This window comes from Paenibacillus sinopodophylli (assembly GCF_005930355.1).
Lineage (GTDB): Bacteria > Bacillota > Bacilli > Paenibacillales > Paenibacillaceae > Pristimantibacillus > Pristimantibacillus sinopodophylli.
The window spans coordinates 71,302-89,767 of sequence record NZ_VDBO01000017.1 but is presented as its reverse complement, the minus strand read 5'-3'; the positions used below and the strand labels follow the sequence as shown (position 1 = coordinate 89,767).

Here is an 18,466-nt window from a genome sequence, read left to right as displayed (position 1 = left end):
TTAGACCGCAGGGTCTTGGGAGAGTAGGACGTCGCCAAGCACGAGAGACCTATCGCATGTGATGCGATAGGTTTTTTTGTTGTATATGCGTTAAAATAAAAATAGATGAAAAAGGAGGCGGTATGACGTGGCCAAGGAAATTGAAATTAAGACGGTGGGCTTGGAGCATTTTGATGAAAATATGCTATTATCGCAATTTGCTTTTCAGTATGAGAGAACGGCAGAACAGCTTCAGGAATCAAGACAGCAGTATATTGAAGAGCCAGCGACTAGATATGCTGCATTTGTAGAGCAACAATTGGCTGCTCAGGCTACGGTACTGGAACTGCAAACGTATATAGGCGGTCGAGTGTTCAATATGGGCGGCCTTGCAGGCGTTGCTACTTGGCCTGAGTATAGAAGACAAGGTCTTGTTGCACAAATCATCGTTCAAGCGCTGCAAGATATGAAAGAAAAGGGACAGGTTATTTCGTATTTGCATCCTTTTGCGTTTGGTTTCTATCGAAAGTTTGGTTGGGAAACCTATACCGAATATAAGTCTTACACGATTCAGAAGGAGCTATTGCCGGCAAGGGCTGCATATGAAGGGCGCATTGAACGTTTTAAAGGCGACTATCGACTGCTCTCTAACCTGTATGAGACATATGCATCCCGTTATAATGGGACGTTAGTGCGAACGGAGCTATGGTGGACATATCGAATTTCTAAACGGAAGCCGGGTCAGATTGGTCTGTATTACGACAAAAGTGGAGAAGCGCGAGGTTATGTCATCTATGAGGTGAAGAACAGCCGTTTGTCGGTACATGAGCTTATTTACTTGGATGAAGCAGCAAGAACAGCGTTATGGTCATTCATTTCGCAGCATGACTCCATGATTAATGAGCTGACCATTACTGTTCCTTCGGATGATCAGCTGCCGTTCCTGCTATCCAACCCAAGGATTAAGCAAGAGGTGATTCCGTACTTCATGGCACGTATTGTGGACGCTGAGAACTTCATCTCACAATATGCATTTACTGCTCACGCTTCAGAGGATTCTATGACAATCCAGCTGCAAGATGATAAGGCACCTTGGAATAAAGGTGTATATGAACTTCGTATTGATCCGACGGGGAAAGCTTTTTTTAAGCGTTTAGCTGAAAATCAATGCAATCCAAACACGATAAATATGGATATTGGCGCACTTACAACGATGCTTCTGGGGTATCAGCGTCCAGATAAGCTAGCTGAATTCGGAAGAATCGAAGGCGAAGTAGATCCTATTAACCGCTTACAAGCTCGCATTCCCGAACGAACTACGTATTTACCAGACTTTTTCTAAAGAAATGGCTGTAATCCAATCTTTCGAAACACATAGGAGATGGTTGTAACAAAGCTATTCATCAGCCTTGACAGCCTATACCCCCTCTGCTAATATTGCTAATAATATATGTGAGACGTACTTAAAATAAGGGAGGAACATACTCGTGTGGGAAACAAAATTCGCCAAAGAAGGGCTAACGTTTGACGACGTCCTGCTTATTCCGCGCAAATCAGAAGTGCTACCTAGGGAAGTTGACATCTCGATTCGATTAAGCGAGAACATTAAGCTAAACATTCCGCTCATCAGCGCAAGTATGGACACCGTTACAGAATCTGCCTTGGCGATTGCAATAGCTCGTGAAGGCGGCATTGGCATTATTCATAAGAATATGTCGATTGCACAGCAAGCGGAGGAAGTAGACCGTGTAAAACGTTCGGAGAGCGGTGTAATTACTAATCCTTTTTCGCTTACGCCTGATCACCATGTGTATGATGCAGAAGAATTAATGGGCAAATATCGTATCTCAGGTGTGCCGATTGTTGATCAAGACAAGAAGCTTGTTGGTATACTGACAAATCGTGATTTGCGTTTCGTTCATGATTATTCCATCAAAATCAACGAAGTCATGACACGTGACAATCTGGTAACTGCGCCTGTTGGTACGACATTGCAGGAAGCGGAAGTACTGCTTCAGAAGCATAAGATTGAGAAGCTGCCGCTTATTGATGAGTCCAACACGCTTAAAGGACTTATAACCATTAAAGATATCGAGAAAGCGATCCAATTCCCTAATGCGGCTAAGGATCAGCATGGACGTCTGCTTTGCGGAGCAGCAGTAGGTATTTCGAAGGATACAATGGATCGTGCTGAAGCGTTGGTTCAATCAGGAATTGACGTACTTGTAGTAGATTCAGCTCATGGACACCACATTAACATTCTGGATGCGGTTCGCAAGATCCGTGCTACTTACCCAGATCTTACGATTATCGCAGGCAACGTTGCAACAGGCGATGCTACACGCGATCTCATAGAAGCAGGAGCTTCGGTCGTTAAAGTCGGCATTGGTCCAGGCTCTATCTGTACGACTCGCGTGATTGCGGGAATCGGTGTTCCACAGATTACAGCAATCTACGATTGCGCATCAGTGGCACGTGAATATAATATTCCGGTTATCGCTGATGGCGGCATTAAGTATTCTGGTGACATCACGAAAGCTATCGCATCGGGTGCGAGCGCGATTATGGTTGGCAGCTTGTTCGCAGGTACAGCGGAGAGCCCAGGCGAAACGGAAATTTTCCAAGGTCGCAGTTTTAAGGTATACCGCGGTATGGGTTCCCTTGGCGCGATGAAGGAAGGCAGTAAGGATCGTTATTTCCAAGAGAACGAGAACAAGCTTGTTCCGGAGGGTATCGAGGGCCGCGTTCCTTACAAAGGGCCGCTCGCGGATACCGTTCATCAGTTGCTTGGTGGCTTACGTTCAGGTATGGGTTATTGCGGTACATCATCACTGGACGAGCTTAAGAATGATACACAATTTGTACGCATTACAGGATCAGGTCTTCGTGAGAGCCATCCGCATGATGTACAAATTACGAAAGAAGCTCCTAACTATTCACTATAAGTTAAACCCGTTTCATAGCATTGAACCAAGACAAGGAGAGGCGATTGTATCGCTGATTCTTGTTTTTTTTATGAGGGATTACTCATGTGACATAGGTCTTGTATAGGTTTAACTGTTGGGCTTCGATATGTTACAATTAACAACGGACAAACCAAGTGGGAAAAGGGGAGACGACGTTGAAGGAAATAGTAAGACCGGTTAGGTTAAAGTCAGTCATCGCTGCAAGTGTGGCAAGTTGGATGCTCATGCTGTCGCTTGGTTCTGCGGTAGTGATGGCGAATGGATATCAAGGCAGGCCCAGTACGGAGAATACTTTAGGCTTACAAGTCAAAGCAGCTATTCTAATTGATGCGGATTCCGGTCAAGTATTGTATGAGGTAAATTCGGAGGAACCGCTTCCTGCGGCTAGCATGACCAAGTTAATGACGGAATATATCGTACTTGAGGAAATTTCGAATGAGCATTTAAGCTGGGATGAGGTCGTCACGACAAGCGCGGAAGCAGCCTCTACGCCTCCAGATGGTTCATCTGTATTTCTAGCACAAGGCGATCAACATACGGTTAGAGATTTATATAAAGCGATGGCAGTCGGTTCTGCTAATGATGCAACGATTGCGCTAGCCTCACAAATCGCAGGCAGTGAACAAGGCTTTGTTGTCAAAATGAATGAAATGGCTGAGAAGCTTGGGCTGAAAACAGCTATTTTTACTAGCGCAACGGGTTTATCAGAGACAACGGTTATTTCCGCAGCTGAAATGGCCAAGCTGGCTCAAATTATTTTGAGCGAGCATCCTGAATTTCTTGATTATTCGAAGCTTCAGGAGTACAAGTTCCGTGAACGTGATAAGAATCCGATTGTGAATATCAACTGGATGCTTGGAACTAACACCAGCCAACCTGGACTCAAGCATTTGGCCTATGAAGGCGTAGACGGTATGAAAACTGGGTTTATTAATGCGGCTGGCTACAACTTCACTGGTACAGTGAAACAAGGCGAGCAGCGCTTTATAAGCGTTGTAATGGATACGGCTACGAAATCTGCGCGTTTCAACGAGACGGCGAAGATGTATAACTACGGTTTCAGTACTTTTGAGAAAAAGACGGTGCTTCCGCCTAAATCCGTGGTAGAAACCGTACAAACGGTTAAGATTAAGAAGGGCAAGAAGAAGACGCTGCCTGTCGTCACTGACAAAGATATTACATTCATGGTGAAGAAGGGCACAGAGCCTAAAATCGAGATCGTTGATAGCACTGTGAAAGCGGAGTCTGAGCTAGTCGCTCCTATTGCTACAGGTACGGTTGTTGGCACTGTAACTTATAAGTACACGGATGCGGAAACAAAGCAAGAATTGAATAAAACGGTTAATTTGATTACGACAGAAGAAGGCGAGAAGGCAGGCTGGTTCCGCCTCATGTTCCGCGCAATTGGAGATTTTTTCGCCGGTTTGTTTAACGGAATCGTAAATTTGTTCTAATCCGAGTAACAAACAAGGAAATATAGTAAATCAAGGCTTGTCGATTAATCTTGCTTCCTGTAAAATCAATGGTTAGAACAACTGCGGTAATATACACTTTATTGGATGAAAATAGGAGGATTTGAAGCATGGAAACAGGTACATCGCGCGTAAAACGCGGCATGGCAGAAATGCAAAAAGGCGGCGTCATTATGGACGTTATGAGCGCCGAGCAAGCGAAAGTAGCAGAAGCAGCAGGGGCAACAGCAGTAATGGCGCTTGAGCGCGTCCCTTCCGAAATTCGTGCAGCAGGCGGAGTAGCTCGTATGGCTGATCCGACGATTGTAGAAGAAGTGATGAAGGTCGTTTCTATTCCTGTTATGGCAAAGGCTCGTATCGGTCATTATGTAGAAGCTAAAGTGCTCGAGTCTATGGGCGTTGACTATATCGATGAGAGTGAAGTACTTACGCCAGCAGATGAAGTGTTCCACATCAGTAAGAATGAATTTACCATTCCATTCGTATGCGGAGCGAAAGATCTTGGAGAAGCTTTGCGCCGTATTCAAGAAGGAGCAGCTATGCTTCGTACGAAGGGTGAGCCAGGAACAGGCAATATCGTTGAGGCTGTTCGCCACCTTCGCTTGATTAATGGTCAAATTCGCAAAATCCAAGGATTGTCTAAGGACGAGCTTTATCATGAAGCGAAGCTTCTTGGCGTAGCGTATGATCTGCTGCTTAACGTACATGAGACGGGCAAGCTTCCAGTCGTTAACTTCGCAGCAGGCGGAGTAGCTACACCATCTGATGCAGCTTTGATGATGCATCTTGGAGCAGACGGCGTATTCGTTGGTTCCGGTATCTTCACATCGGAGAACCCAGAGAAATTCGCTCGTGCAATCGTTGAAGCGACGACTCATTATCAGGATTATAAGCTAATTGCTGAAGTATCGAAAAACTTGGGTGCTGCGATGAAGGGTATCGAAATTTCCAAACTTAACTCTTCGGAACGCATGCAAGACCGCGGTATCTAATAGATGTAATAGGCAGGTGCCGGCTTTGCGCGAATCGCGCTGCCGGCCCTTGCCCTTAAAGGAAGGCGATTAGAGCGATGAAGATAGGCGTATTGGCGCTTCAAGGCGCCGTGGCAGAGCATATACGCAGCTTGGAATCGGCGGGCGCAGAGGCGGTCGCCGTTAAGCGGGTTGAACAGCTTGATGAGCTGCAAGGACTTGTTATACCTGGCGGAGAGAGCACGACAATCGGCAACCTTATGCGTAAATATGGTTTTATGGAGGCCATTGCGGAGTTCTCAGCACAAGGCAAGCCGTTATTCGGAACTTGTGCGGGTCTTATTGTATTGGCTGATCAGATTGAAGGACAATCGGATGCACACTTGAGGCTGATGGACATGACAGTGGCCAGAAACGCATTTGGCCGTCAGCAGGAAAGCTTCGAGACGGATTTGGTGGTGAAAGGTATTGATGAGCCTGTTCGCGCCGTCTTTATCCGTGCACCGCTGATCAAAGAGGTTGGTTCAGACGTAGAGGTGCTCTCTACGTACAAGGATGAGATCGTAACTGCGAGACAGGGACATCTGCTTGCCGTTTCCTATCACCCCGAGCTTACCGATGATTTCAGGCTGCATGCTTACTTTGTCGACATGGTGAAGGAAGCTTCTGCAGGCAAAGAGTAATCTTTACGGAAATAATATAAAATCACTCCCTTCAGAGAGGGGCTTTGGAAATTGCTGGACGTTAAATTGTTAAGAAATGAATTTGAAAAGGTAGAAACAGCACTTCGCAATCGCGGAGCTTCGCTGGATCTCATTGCGGCTTTTCCTGTGCTTGATACGAAGCGCCGTGATCTTATTCAAGAAACGGAAAACTTGAAAAGCCGTCGCAATACGGTCTCACAAGAGGTTGCCAAGCTCAAACGCTCAGGCGAGGATGCGGAGGCGCTCATCGTTGAGATGAGAGAAGTAGGCGATCGTATTAAAGAGCTTGATGACGAGCTTCGAGTGCTTGAAGTGCAGGTGGTGGAGCTTACGCAGGCTATACCGAACATTCCAAGCGAGAGCGTACCTATCGGCAAATCAGAGGAAGACAATGTAGAAATTCGCAAGCATGGCGAAGTACCTAGCTTTGCTTTTGAGCCAAAACCTCACTGGGAAGTAGCGCAATCGCTCGGTATATTGGACTTCGAACGGGCAGCGAAGGTAACGGGCTCGCGTTTTACGTTCTACAGAGGTCTAGGAGCACGCTTAGAACGTGCTCTGATTAGCTTTATGATGGATTTGCACAGCGATAAGCATGGCTATGAAGAGGTACTGCCTCCTTATATCGTGAATCGCGACAGCTTGATCGGTACAGGACAGCTTCCAAAGTTTGAAGAGGATCTGTTCAAAATCTCAGATTCTGATTATTTCCTTATTCCGACTGCTGAGGTTCCTGTAACGAATCTTCACCGCGAAGAAATATTAACTGCGGATGAACTTCCGAAATATTACGTGGCATATAGCTCTTGCTTCCGCTCAGAGGCTGGTTCTGCTGGGCGTGATACGCGAGGCTTGATCCGTCAGCATCAATTCAATAAGGTGGAGCTAATCAAGCTGTCAAAACCTGAGGACTCCTACGATGAGCTTGAGAAGATGACAGCAAACGCAGAGAAGGTACTACAGCTGCTGAATTTGCCATATCGCGTTCTAACCCTGTGTACAGGTGATATGGGCTTCACAGCTGCAAAGACGTATGATTTAGAGGTTTGGCTGCCTAGTGCGGGCACATACCGTGAGATTTCCTCCTGTTCAAATGTAGAGGATTTCCAAGCTCGCCGTGCTGGTATAAGGTTTCGTAGAGATACGAAAAGCAAGCCGGAGTTTGTTCATACATTGAATGGATCGGGCCTCGCTGTAGGGCGTACGTTTGCCGCTATTATCGAGAACTTCCAGCAAGCCGATGGTTCGGTTGCGATTCCTGAAGTGCTGCGTCCTTATATGGGTGGCATCAGCACGATAGAAGCAGCGTCGCTTTAAAATTTATTTTGCCGCAGCGTCAAAATATAGTTGCATTTATATTTTGACCTGTGGTATTATATTTCTTGTGACAATTGCATGCATGGAGAGGTACCGAAGCGGTCATAACGGGGCAGTCTTGAAAACTGTTAGGGTGCAAGCCCACGTGGGTTCGAGTCCCACTCTCTCCTCCATTATTTTTCTAAGATGACTATGAACAAGTCCAGACGCGAAAGCGTTTGGGCTTTTTTTGTTATGGTTGTATTCGTATAAAATAGAGCGGCTCTTCGCATGTTATACGGTGTGGAGGTGCTTTATTAATGGGTAAATCAGATGAGCTGCAAATGAACCAGGAAAACCTGGCAGATGCTTGGCGGCAAACCTTACCGGAGACGCTGAACAGCGCTGACCGGTGTAGAATTCTGCCAGATGAGGCGGATTCGAAGTCGTTGCGTGTAACGATCGACACCGCGGGACATCAAATGTACTCCTTCGACTTCAAAGTCACGTATGTAGACAGCCGCGAGGTAAGGGTAGAGCTTGTTGATGTAGAGAGGGACAAAGTATCCGTAGATGAACGTGGCGAAATGATTCAGGAGCTCATACAAGACTATACCAGACATTTGCATGAATGTGCGCAAGCGCTGCAGCGCTTGACGCATGTATAGAGGAGCGAGCAGCCGATGACGAGAGTAAATGGAACTGCGGACAAAAACTTATCCAATGTCGTGGACGCACTTGATGTGGAGGCGGTAAATAGCCATCAAGCGCAGCAGCTGCAGCAGGATAAGAATGACCGTCGGCATCAAGATGCATTGAATCATGATCACAAAACAGACTTGGAGCATCAGAAGGATTAATAATCAGCTGCCGCTAATAAGCGTGTTCTGATATAGGAGGCGATTTATTTGTCAAAGCCAGACAGTATACCGGTTCCAGAAGCTAATTCTCAAGGCAATAAGCAAAAGCAAAGCGGTGGCGGACAGCAAGAGCCATTATCTGGTTCGAAAAAAACAAAACAGCGGAACCATGTCGACCATAATAACCCGCAGGGCTAATGCGAGACTGTGGTCCTGAATTAAAATAGACCAAATGTCCTGTTTCGATTAATCGAAACGGGATTTTTTGGATACAACTTCTAAAAGCAGGCTTTTTAGTATAGAATGGAGGTGCTCATAAAAAGATAGGGGAGGAACATTTTACATGAAGAAAGTACAAAAAATAGCGGTGCTATTGCTTGCCGTTATTTTGGTCGTTATTGCGGGCTGCAGCGCGGGTAAGCCACCGAAGGAAGCATTGCAAGCGGCTATGACCAAGACTTCAGAGGCGGACTCATATGCTATAAAAATGTCATTCGGTTTGGATGAGCTTGAGGTGCCGCAGGACGTGGCTACCCAGGGCGATGCGGCTGCAACAGCAGCAATCGTCGGTATGATCAAGGATGCGTCCATCACGGTTAATGCTGTGTATCAGAAGGATCCTATGCGTATCGATATGGATATGGAAGTTGTCATCCCTGGCGATATGCAGATGAAGTTGACCGTTCCAATGATTGTGACAAAGGAAGCACTGTATATAAAGGTTCCACAAATTCCGATGCTGCCTTTGCCTGAGACGATTACAGGCAAGTTCATTAAAGTCGATTTGAAGGAGCTGGCTGAGCAGCAGGGCGTTGCTGAATTGGATGTGGCAACGCAGCAGAAGCTAGGCAAGGAGCTTGGAGAGGTGTTTCTGAAGCACTTTGATGAGAAAACCTACTTTAGCGAGCCTAAAGCAGCGGATGCTGGTTTGCCGGCTGATCTGAAAGTGGATCAGGTGATTGCAATCGAAATCAATGAAAGCAACTATCCTCAAACGGTAGACACCATCGTTAATCAAGTGCTGCCTGAGGTGCTGGACATCCTGCTGGCGAACGAGGATTCGCTGAAAACCCTACAGCTGGAGAAGGCAGATATTGAAGGCTTCAAGACAGATCTGGAGAAGAACAAAGATGAAATTTTGAATACTCTTAAAAATGATGTCAAAATCAATACGGCTAAGGTGACGGCTGGAATCACTGACGGCTATATCTCTTACCAAGCAGGTAAGCTGGATGTTGCTGCATTGGACAAAGAAAGCGGCCAAAGCATGAAGCTTGGTATCCATTTCGATGTTGTGTATTCCGACATTAACAAGGCGCCTAAGTTCGAGAACGAAATTCCGGCAGATGCGATTTCGTTGGATGAGCTGACTAAGATGTTCCAGCTGCCGACTGGACTGTAATAAGACCACACAAATAAGCAGCCCCTGGCTATCCAGAGGCTGCTTATTTTCTGCTTATTTGAAGAAGCGGATCGTTAGGGGATAGCGGTAGCCATTGCCCTCGGAAGCACGAATGCTAGCGATAATAGTAAATACGAGCCAGAATATGAACAATAATGGTGTTGTAACAAAACCAATAATAACGAAAATGAGTAGGCCTGATACGATGGAATAAATCATATTGCTGATCTGGAAGTTTAGTGATTCTTTACCTTGCATGTCGACGTAGCTGGACTGATCTTTCTTCAAAAGCCAGATCACGAGCGGGCCAATAATGTTACCTAATGGAATGATGATTCCGCTGAACGCGAGCAAATGTGCCAGCATGCCGTACGTCTTCTCTTCTTTTTGGAGCCCAAAAGATTGTTGCATCATGTGTTTCCTCCTAATTTGGTAAGTGTCTATTGAATTGCTTTATGTACTTATACGCTAGCATAACAGAAAAATGTGCAAAGTTTCATGACTTTTACTTGAAATAGACAAGAAGCATTGTAAAAGCGGAGTTATCTTTGTCATTCTTCCAAATAGATGATCCGGAAGGTGCTGATTACGTAAGGGTAAGCATCATAGATGCGATCCGCTCTGCAGGAATGTGGGGACGAGGCTTTGGTGTGCCTAATCATAGACTTCCTTACATACAAAGTGAATCGATCTTTACGTATTTGATTTATAGTCTAGGCTGGGCATTTGGCATAGGTATGTTCGTTATAGCCACACTGCTGATCAGCAAAGTGATCATTGTTGCAAGTAAGCTAAACGATTCCTATGCAAAGGCGCTTACGATCGGCTTGTCCGCCATCATTGGTTTTCAATTCGTGTGGAGCATATTTATGTCTGTTGGACTACTGCCTGTGCTGTCGATTGGAATGCCGCTCATCTCATATGGAGGAGCTAATGGCATAATCGAATTAATGGCATTGGGGATCATTCTAAGTGTTTATCGGAGGAGAAACATGGTGAGCCGCTTGCATCAGAAAGCTCAGATTTAATCCTTTTATTATAAATTAAAAAAGGATATCCGCTCGTAATGGTAACCACGAACGGATATCTTTTTGCTTAAAAACTTCCTGGTGCGGGAGGATATGGTGGATGCTGTGGGTGATGATGATCCTTTTTGGACGCGGCATAGAAGAGAAAGGCGGCTGTCGTCAAATGAAGGATCATTCCTAGAACAGGAATCCCTGCTAGGACGGATGTTACGATGCCTAATATACTTCCTGCGATACGCTTATTATGCTGGGTACACAGAATAAGTGTAATAATGTGCAGCACAAGCGTTGCGAATAGTACAGAATAACCAGATAGCAGAACGATTGTGCCACCAAGTAAGGGAATGCCTAATATTCCCTCTATAATTGCGGTAACAAGTAGCAGGGTGCCTGCGGCTTTCATACCTATACCTCCTAGAATGGTGATTACAGTGAGCTGCGCCTTTTAGAGACCGAATGGCTTCGTGAAATTGGTTTGTACTTCTTACGTCAAACAACAGGGCTAGGTTACAATGTTTCAAGCCCGTTTATCTCTATGGAGCAGTATGGATTTGAATAGACCCTGCCGACGGGCAGGGTCTGTTCGATCCAGATATATGTTCTATTTCAGAAACTTGCCAATAATTCCGCCGAGTCCGCTGTTGTTGTCCTGTACATTGCCTTGACCATGTCCTTGATTCCCACCAAACGTGTTGCCGAAAGCGCTGCTCTGCTCTTGAGGCTGGTAGCGTTTGTCATCGATACCGAATTTCACTCCGCTCTCTCGCTCGTAAGGCTGAAGGATAACAACTTGGTTAGGGTCGCTAAATTCATACATGTAGGATTCACCAGATGTTTGACCAATTAGCGTTTTCCAGTTCACGTCGAGTTTCACTTTCGGAGACGGACCCGTCCAAGCGACAATCGCATCAGGATCTACGCGGCAAGGCCCTTGTAGAACAAGTGGATTTCCTTTTGTCTTAATGGCAACCTGCGCACCATGCCCGTTGTAGGAGAGCTTGGATGTAAACAAGCCGCGCTGAGAGATGATTCCACTACCGATAATGGTTACGCCATAATGACAAGTTTCTGTGAAGGCAAGCAGATCCTCGCTCTCGACGCTTACGCTCTGCCAAGCACCGCCTTGCTCAAGATTAATAATTGTAACATGTGAGTTCTCGTCAGCAAGGTATACGATGCCTTGTCCTTCTACCTCCATGATCTCAAGGTTCTCCCCGGTTACTCTACGCATACCGTGATTAATAACTTGACCAACGATATTTCCAGAGTTTGTTCCGAGCAACCGTTTGGAATATTTGAATTTGCTGTTATAAGCTTGATCGGCTACCATTGATCCTTTTTTGGCAAAGAACTGTCCTTGTCCCTCAGCCTTCAGAAACAATTCGCGCTCGACTTGAAATTGAAACGGCATGTAGGCTATACCCCCATATATTTGTTAGAAGAATTAATGGTGAATTGTTTGTTACATAGCGCCGTAATGGGCACAAATACCGGCAAGATCAAGCGACAAGCCTGTCCCAATGGCATTGAACTTCCATTCGTTCCCGTGACGGTATACTTCTCCTGCCAGAATGGAAATGGATGTTGAGTAATCTTCTGAGAGATCGAACCTGCAAATCTCAGCACCAGTTGCTTGATTGACGATACGTATATAGGCATTGGACACTTGTCCAAAATTCTGATTTTTACGAATAGCCTCATCAATCGTTACCGTAAAAGCGATTTTCTGAATATCGAGAGATACTCTTGAAAGCTGAATCTCCACTGATTCATCGTCGCCGCTGCCTTGACCGTCACGATTATCCCCCTTGTACCGAGTAGAACCGTCAGGACTAACCAAGTTGTTGTAGAATACGATATGGCTGGAAGTGGGTACGGTATTGGTTTGTCCAAGCAAGAATACTTCAGCATCCAGGTCATAGTTCTGTCCTTGCAGCTGGTTAGTATCCCAGCCGAGTCCCACCTTCAGGAAATCCAGTCCTGCATTTGTTTTGGTCAAATCCAGTTTCTGTCCTTTAGCAAGGACAAGTCCGCCTCCAGAGCTGGCTTGAGGAGCAGGAGGTGCGCCAAACGGATTGTTTGCTTGCCCGCCTTGAATGCCGCCTTGGATACCACCTTGTTGAATACCGCCTTGAATGCCTCCCTGTTGAATGCCACCTTGCTGAATACCGCCTTGGCCTCCAAGCACATTAGATGGTCTTCCTGAGTTAAACTCAATACCCATGTTAATTGCCTCCTCAATATAAGTTTAAAAGAATTGTTATGGTTAGCGTAACTTGGTGAATATTGTCTCTTTTGTAGAAGGATATGAAACTATTTGTAGTATATCAGATTGTTATGGAAGATTATAGCGTCAGGAGTAGGAGAGAAGAAACAAAAAAGACTCGTTGGCTTAAAGAGTCTTCGAAGGTTTGTTGTTGTCTATAGTCTAATGAGAAGAATGGACATCTTTGGAGAAGATCGCCGCATTATAAGCGGAAATCAGTTTATTAATTTCATTGCGTATGTACTCGCTCGTCCAGTCTACTTGCTGTTCAAAACCGCGGAAATTGTACCGATAGCTTAGCTTACCATCCAGAGTACTAACGATACAGACGGTAATGCCCATGGAAATCAGCAGCTTGGTATTCCATATAAGGTCTGTTTTCATTTGGGCGATAATCAGATCAGCTGCTTTGGCAAAGATCGCGCGTAAGGAGCGGGCCCTCCGGTCCAAATCCAGTCGATTCCGTTCAACTGCGGCAAGTGCCAGAGGCAGAAGGATGGATCGTTCAATAAGCAGTATCTCCTCGGCATCAGGCGGGCAGTAGAGGCTGACATTGTTTAAGTTCAATAACGGCATGGCCATTCGTAAATCACCTCATGCACATTATAGGGGAACAAACGTTCCTAAGTCAACAGCGTTGTCTTATGGATGATACAAAAAAACTTCTGCGATTTTATCGTAGAAGTTTTTGATGTCCCTAATAAAGGGCTTCATAATTAAAGCAATGGCTCGTAACGTAATTACCCGGTAGGCCTTGCGGTGCCTATACCGAACATACAGACGTAGACTCATAGTGTACGCGACCACCGTACGTTAACGTAGTTTTACTGTAATTTGCGTGAGTAAACAAGTTTAAACGGCTGGCGGACGAATTGCAGAGAGTTAGCGGGCAAAAGATGTAACAACGCAAGAAAGGCGCGACTATTAGCAGAGAGATTCCGATTGCGGTTGCGCCCTTTTTTGCGTTTATTGGTGGCTCTTATTTAGCTTTGTTTGCAATTTTATTGAGATATCGAAGTATTTCTCCAATTCCGATAATAATAATTCCTAAAGAGACGTTTGTGAGCATTACGGACCAGCTTGTAGCTAAGCCGATAACAATACCCAAAATCACAATTAAAGTACCAACGATATTGAAGGTATTTATAGTAGACTTTTCTTCGGCCTTCTCAATTTCTGCGTTGCTGCGCGCTCGCCATTCAGCCGTTTTGTCGCCTTCTTTAACCTCACTTTTGATTTCCATTAGAATAACGCCTCCGTATGTATAGTATGCTCCGTCTAAACACTGCTGAAATCAATTCTAGTTACCTAATATTATAAACACCCACCCATATATTGAAAATCAAAAATCCACCGAATTTAGCGGGCTTCGCATCTCATAATTCTGCAATTGTAAGCACCTTCGTGTCCATCCTGTCCAGTACTGCTGCTTACATCTTATGCCAGAACTCATTCACTATAACGTACATCGTTTTCGATATTATTGTACTAATTTTCATTATTCGTGAAATTGAACATAGCTTGTTATATACATAATAGGGGAACTTTTTAATGAAAAGATAATAGTTGCGCTAGCTGCGTTTACGTTGTTAACTGCATGTGGTCATAACTATGATAATGTGCTTGTAAGTACGCATGTCGTATATAGTGTTTCAGGTATGGAGTCATATGTTAATGCAAGTGACGTTGCAGACAAAAAACCTGAGGAAGTCGCGGCAATACTCGGTGAACCTTTATTCAGTGAAGCTTTCGACTTCGCAATGAGTCCGGACAAGACGGAATTACCTGTCACGAACAATTATTACTCCATGATATTAGATGAAGAAGAGGGCACCGAAGTTGGTCGAAGCAGGACCGTTAGCCGTAACGGGCAGAGGGGATTTGGATTCCATTACGTAGAAGTCCACAACGAAAAACCTCCTACAAAAATTTATAGGAGGTCGCGTAAATATATGAGCGATAGTTACCGTCTATAAACGTTAGGCCTTACGATTGCCTATACGTACATAGAAACGCTGTAACACCGCGATTTAACTGCGTTGGCGCGCCCGAGAGGGCTCGAACCTCCCACCTAACGTTTAGGAAACGTTTGCTCTATCCGGATGAGCTACGGACGCGCAGCAAAATTAATTATAGCATGTGATCTTTTAAGGAATCAAGAATAAGACCATTAATTTCATGTGACGTTTTTATTTGTCGAATAAAGTCGTAAAATCGATATGTATAGCAGGATTAAAGTATAGGAGAGCGAATAGATAAAAGGATAAAGAACATGAACGGCTGGAGGAAATTCTTACATGGATGAGTATCTACCTGAGTCCAATTCCTATAAATTAGATCTTTCACCCGAACAGATGCTAAAAGTTATTTTTGAATATACAGCAAAAATAGCCAATGAAAAAAAACTGGAAGCCGTGCTTGTTTTAATGGCTAATATGGGTCGGGAAATGGTCGTTGCCGATCGCTGTACAGTGTGGCTAATCGATGCGGTGCGCAATGAATTGTTCACAGTGGTCGCGCATGGTGTAGGTGAAATTAGGATTCCTTATGGAAGCGGACTGGTAGGGAGTGCGATCAGTAAGGGTCAGCCTATTTTTATTGACGACGCCTATAATGACCCTAGGCACAATTCGGATAATGATCAAAAGACAGGGTACGTAACGAAATCTATTATGACGATTCCTTTCTGCAATAACCAGGGAGAGGTCATTGGAGCGTATCAAGCTATTAATAAGCTTACAGAGAAGCAAACATTCTCCGCTTTAGATATGGAGTATCTTGCTCTCGCAGCAGCTTATTCAGGAAAATCGCTTGAGTCTATTATGCTGCATGAAGAAATCATTGAGACGCAGAAAGAAATTATACTTGCAATGGGGCAAATTGGCGAGGGTCGCTCGAAGGAAACTGGAAATCATGTGAATCGTGTTGCCCATTATTCGTATATATTGGCCATCGGCCTTGGAATGAGCGAGTCAGAGGCGAGCATGCTGCGAAGTGCATCGCCTATGCATGATATAGGGAAGGTAGCCATTCCAGACGCGATATTGCAAAAGCCCGGGAAGCTTACTGCTGACGAGTTCGAGAAAATGAAGGAACATGCCGATATTGGCTACCGTTTGCTGCGCAATTCAAAAAGGCAGCTGCTTCAGGCAGCGGCTACTGTAGCTTGGCAGCACCATGAGAAATGGAATGGAACGGGTTATCCGCAAGGTCTTGCAGGCGAACATATTCACATCTATGGGCGAATTACAGCTCTTGCAGACGTATTCGATGCGCTGGGGAGCTCTAGAGTATATAAAGAAGCATGGCCACTGGAGCGAATTTTAGAATTAATTAATGAGGAACGTGGACGGCATTTCGACCCGCGTGTAGTGGATGTGTTTTTGGAACAGCTACCGCTAATTCTTGAAGTGAAGGATCGCTTTAATGACCATCTGGAAACGGAATAGCTAGGGAGAATGACCCCGAAGGAGAAATCTTTTGAGGTCTTTTTTTGCGTTGAAAATAGAAGCTTGCCATCAAATTAATTAGCCAGTATTCGGATTTGCTTGTAATTATGTTGAGGGAATGGGTATTTACCGTGTTCGAAAACAGTTTTGGACATAGACTGATTTAGCTATTGTAAATGGCGGTTAAAGGCTAGGTGTTCATCAAATGAACAGAGAGGGTGAGTAAACGTCTATGAACAAGAAGGTTCAAGCGCGAAAGCTGACTGAGGCGATTCGAAAGCTGCAATCAGCGAGAGCCCTAATTAAAACAAAACGTTTAAGCCATGCGAAGCAGCAAATCCAAGACGCGGTCTCCTCATGCGGCTATATTGTGTATAAAAGTAGGAACAAGAAGTATCAGGCTTGACTATAACGGAGGTGTGTAAGAGTGACGAATTTTCGGGCGGGCTGCCTACGAAAATTAAATTTAGCTATTATTGAGCTGAAGAAAGCAAAGAGGCTTACACGTAGAAATCGGCTTCAAAGCGCTCAGAAAGATGTAAAGGATTCTATTCATATTTTGAACAAAGCACTAGATTGCTTAGATTGTCCTAACCCAAATCCAAAGCCGCATCCCAAACCGCATCCAAAGCCAAAACCGAAGCCAAAGCCTTGCCATAACGGAAAACGAGGACCAAGAGGCTATCGAGGATACAGAGGCTATGCAGGCGAAGCGGGGGCTGCTGGTGCAGCAGGACCTGCAGGCGCTCAAGGTGCTCCGGGGCAAAGAGGGGCAACAGGTACCGGATTAAATGGTGTGGTATCGTTTAATCCGCTTGCGGAACCGGGCTATCAAGTTGGGCAAGTGGTGACTTTTAACGGCAGTACCTATGTGGTGAACAGCGCACCTCCTAGTGGTGATCCGGATATCTCGCCATACTATACGCTGCTTGCATCAAAGGGAGCAACAGGAGCAACAGGAGCAACAGGGGCAGGAACTGCAGGGTCGTCAGGTCCAACGGGAGCGACTGGAGCAACTGGCGTGGGCTTAGAGGGTGTAGTTGTATTTGATCCATTGGCAGCGCCTGGTTATCAAACGGGTCAAGTTGTGACATATAACGGCAGTACGTACGTAGTGAATACGACGTCTCCTACTGGAACGCCGGGCAGTTCACCGGATTATACGCTGCTTGCAGCAGCTGGAGCAACGGGAGCGACCGGGGCAACAGGAGCCGGAGTAGCTGGAGCTACTGGGGTAACAGGAGCGACTGGTGCCACAGGAGCCACTGGTGCTGGACTAGACGGCGTAGTTGTCTATGATCCCTTAGCTGCGCCGGGTTATCAGGTAGGTCAGGTTGTTACGTATAACGGAAGCACTTATGTTGTAAATACACCATCACCTGTAGGAACGCCAGGCTCTTCACTTGATTACACTTTGCTTGCAGGAGCTGGGGCTACTGGATCGACAGGGGCAACAGGAGCAACCGGAGCAGGAGTAACGGGAGCAACTGGTGCTTTAGGTGCTACAGGAGCCACGGGTGCTACAGGTGCTGGTCTTGAAGGCATTGTGGCTTATGACCCGCTTGCCGCACCTGGATATCAAGTTGGTCAGGTCGTTACGTATAACGGAAGCACTTATGTCGTAAATACACCATCACCTGTAGGAACGCCAGGTTCTTCGCTTGATTACACGTTGCTTGCAGCAGTTGGAGCAACGGGGGCTACTGGGGTAACAGGAGCGACGGGTACTTTAGGTGCTACAGGAGCCACAGGTGCTACAGGTGCTGGTCTTGAAGGCATTGTGGCTTATGACCCGCTTGCTGCACCTGGATATCAAGTTGGTCAGGTCGTTACGTATAACGGAAGCACTTATGTTGTAAATACACCATCACCTGTAGGAACGCCAGGTTCTTCGCTTGATTACACGTTGCTTGCAGCAGCTGGAGCAACGGGGGCGACAGGTGCGACAGGAGCAGGAGTAACCGGGGCAACGGGAGCAACGGGCACAGCAGGAGCAACTGGCGGAACAGGAGCCACTGGGGTTACAGGTGCAACAGGAGCAGGAGTGACCGGTGCGACAGGAGCCACGGGAGT

General features: G+C 45.8%; 18 protein-coding genes, 2 tRNA genes and 2 pseudogenes. 15 read left to right on the top strand and 7 right to left on the bottom strand.

Going from position 1 to position 18,466, the window contains the following annotated elements; all coding sequences use genetic code 11:
- Positions 1-127: 127 nt before the first annotated feature.
- The 11 genes from FGT79_RS28125 (at position 128) to FGT79_RS28080 (ending at position 9,650) form a co-directional block, all read left to right on the top strand.
- A complete protein-coding gene (locus FGT79_RS28125; RefSeq protein WP_246096666.1) occupies positions 128-1,321 on the top strand; it encodes a GNAT family N-acetyltransferase in 1,194 nt (397 codons plus the stop codon).
- 145 nt (positions 1,322-1,466) lie between these two features.
- Positions 1,467-2,924: an IMP dehydrogenase gene (gene guaB, locus FGT79_RS28120; RefSeq protein WP_138756154.1), complete on the top strand. Its 1,458-nt coding sequence runs from the start codon at positions 1,467-1,469 to the stop codon at positions 2,922-2,924.
- 176 nt (positions 2,925-3,100) lie between these two features.
- The gene (locus FGT79_RS28115; protein ID WP_246096665.1) at positions 3,101-4,399 is read left to right on the top strand and encodes a D-alanyl-D-alanine carboxypeptidase family protein; all 1,299 of its coding nucleotides are present in this window, start codon (positions 3,101-3,103) and stop codon (positions 4,397-4,399) included.
- Positions 4,400-4,527: 128 nt separating this feature from the next.
- The gene (gene pdxS / locus FGT79_RS28110; RefSeq protein ID WP_138756153.1) at positions 4,528-5,409 is read left to right on the top strand and encodes a pyridoxal 5'-phosphate synthase lyase subunit PdxS; all 882 of its coding nucleotides are present in this window, start codon (positions 4,528-4,530) and stop codon (positions 5,407-5,409) included.
- A 77-nt stretch (positions 5,410-5,486) separates the two neighbouring features.
- Positions 5,487-6,071 (top strand): pyridoxal 5'-phosphate synthase glutaminase subunit PdxT, encoded by a 585-nt coding sequence (gene pdxT / locus FGT79_RS28105; protein ID WP_138756152.1) that lies wholly within the window; start codon positions 5,487-5,489, stop codon positions 6,069-6,071.
- Positions 6,072-6,122: 51 nt separating this feature from the next.
- Positions 6,123-7,409: a serine--tRNA ligase gene (gene serS / locus FGT79_RS28100; RefSeq protein WP_138756151.1), complete on the top strand. Its 1,287-nt coding sequence runs from the start codon at positions 6,123-6,125 to the stop codon at positions 7,407-7,409.
- Between the two features lie 84 nt (positions 7,410-7,493).
- Positions 7,494-7,582 (top strand) — tRNA-Ser (locus FGT79_RS28095).
- 126 nt (positions 7,583-7,708) lie between these two features.
- On the top strand, positions 7,709-8,056 hold the full coding sequence (locus FGT79_RS28090; RefSeq protein WP_138756150.1) for a hypothetical protein: 348 nt from the start codon (positions 7,709-7,711) through the stop codon (positions 8,054-8,056).
- Positions 8,057-8,071: 15 nt separating this feature from the next.
- Entirely contained in the window at positions 8,072-8,248 is a 177-nt protein-coding gene (locus tag FGT79_RS31425) for a hypothetical protein (RefSeq protein WP_171056490.1), read from the top strand.
- 48 nt (positions 8,249-8,296) lie between these two features.
- The gene (locus tag FGT79_RS28085) at positions 8,297-8,446 is read left to right on the top strand and encodes a small acid-soluble spore protein P (protein ID WP_138756149.1); all 150 of its coding nucleotides are present in this window, start codon (positions 8,297-8,299) and stop codon (positions 8,444-8,446) included.
- 145 nt (positions 8,447-8,591) lie between these two features.
- Positions 8,592-9,650, top strand: a complete 1,059-nt coding sequence (locus FGT79_RS28080; protein WP_138756148.1) for a hypothetical protein — start codon at positions 8,592-8,594, stop codon at positions 9,648-9,650.
- 54 nt (positions 9,651-9,704) lie between these two features.
- Here FGT79_RS28080 and FGT79_RS28075 read toward each other — a convergent pair whose 3' ends face one another.
- Positions 9,705-10,064: a DUF4870 domain-containing protein gene (locus FGT79_RS28075; protein WP_138756147.1), complete on the bottom strand. Its 360-nt coding sequence runs from the start codon at positions 10,062-10,064 to the stop codon at positions 9,705-9,707.
- 134 nt (positions 10,065-10,198) lie between these two features.
- Between FGT79_RS28075 and FGT79_RS28070 the strand changes: the two genes are divergently transcribed.
- On the top strand, positions 10,199-10,678 hold the full coding sequence (locus FGT79_RS28070; protein ID WP_171056489.1) for an FtsW/RodA/SpoVE family cell cycle protein: 480 nt from the start codon (positions 10,199-10,201) through the stop codon (positions 10,676-10,678).
- A 67-nt stretch (positions 10,679-10,745) separates the two neighbouring features.
- On the opposite strand, the gene FGT79_RS28065 is transcribed toward FGT79_RS28070, so the two are convergent.
- The 6 genes and pseudogenes from FGT79_RS28065 to FGT79_RS28040 all read right to left on the bottom strand — a co-directional run bounded on the left by FGT79_RS28065 (position 10,746) and on the right by FGT79_RS28040 (position 15,061).
- Complete coding sequence (locus FGT79_RS28065) at positions 10,746-11,081, bottom strand: hypothetical protein (RefSeq protein ID WP_212758647.1); 336 nt, start codon at positions 11,079-11,081, stop codon at positions 10,746-10,748.
- 198 nt (positions 11,082-11,279) lie between these two features.
- Positions 11,280-12,089, bottom strand: a complete 810-nt coding sequence (locus FGT79_RS28060; RefSeq protein WP_138756145.1) for an AIM24 family protein — start codon at positions 12,087-12,089, stop codon at positions 11,280-11,282.
- A gap of 51 nt (positions 12,090-12,140) precedes the next feature.
- A pseudogene (locus FGT79_RS28055) lies at positions 12,141-12,701 on the bottom strand (TerD family protein); the annotation flags it as partial.
- Between the two features lie 405 nt (positions 12,702-13,106).
- Positions 13,107-13,526, bottom strand: a complete 420-nt coding sequence (locus tag FGT79_RS28050) for a YhjD family protein (RefSeq protein ID WP_138756143.1) — start codon at positions 13,524-13,526, stop codon at positions 13,107-13,109.
- Positions 13,527-13,923: 397 nt separating this feature from the next.
- Positions 13,924-14,187, bottom strand: a complete 264-nt coding sequence (locus FGT79_RS28045) for a hypothetical protein (RefSeq protein WP_138756142.1) — start codon at positions 14,185-14,187, stop codon at positions 13,924-13,926.
- A 797-nt stretch (positions 14,188-14,984) separates the two neighbouring features.
- Positions 14,985-15,061, bottom strand: a tRNA-Arg gene (locus FGT79_RS28040).
- A 180-nt stretch (positions 15,062-15,241) separates the two neighbouring features.
- Between FGT79_RS28040 and FGT79_RS28035 the strand changes: the two genes are divergently transcribed.
- The 3 genes and pseudogenes from FGT79_RS28035 to FGT79_RS31415 form a co-directional block, all read left to right on the top strand.
- Positions 15,242-16,393 (top strand): HD domain-containing phosphohydrolase, encoded by a 1,152-nt coding sequence (locus FGT79_RS28035; protein WP_138756141.1) that lies wholly within the window; start codon positions 15,242-15,244, stop codon positions 16,391-16,393.
- Positions 16,394-16,625: 232 nt separating this feature from the next.
- Entirely contained in the window at positions 16,626-16,799 is a 174-nt protein-coding gene (locus FGT79_RS31420; protein ID WP_171056488.1) for a hypothetical protein, read from the top strand.
- 21 nt (positions 16,800-16,820) lie between these two features.
- Positions 16,821-18,466: pseudogene (locus FGT79_RS31415) on the top strand (hypothetical protein); the annotation flags it as partial.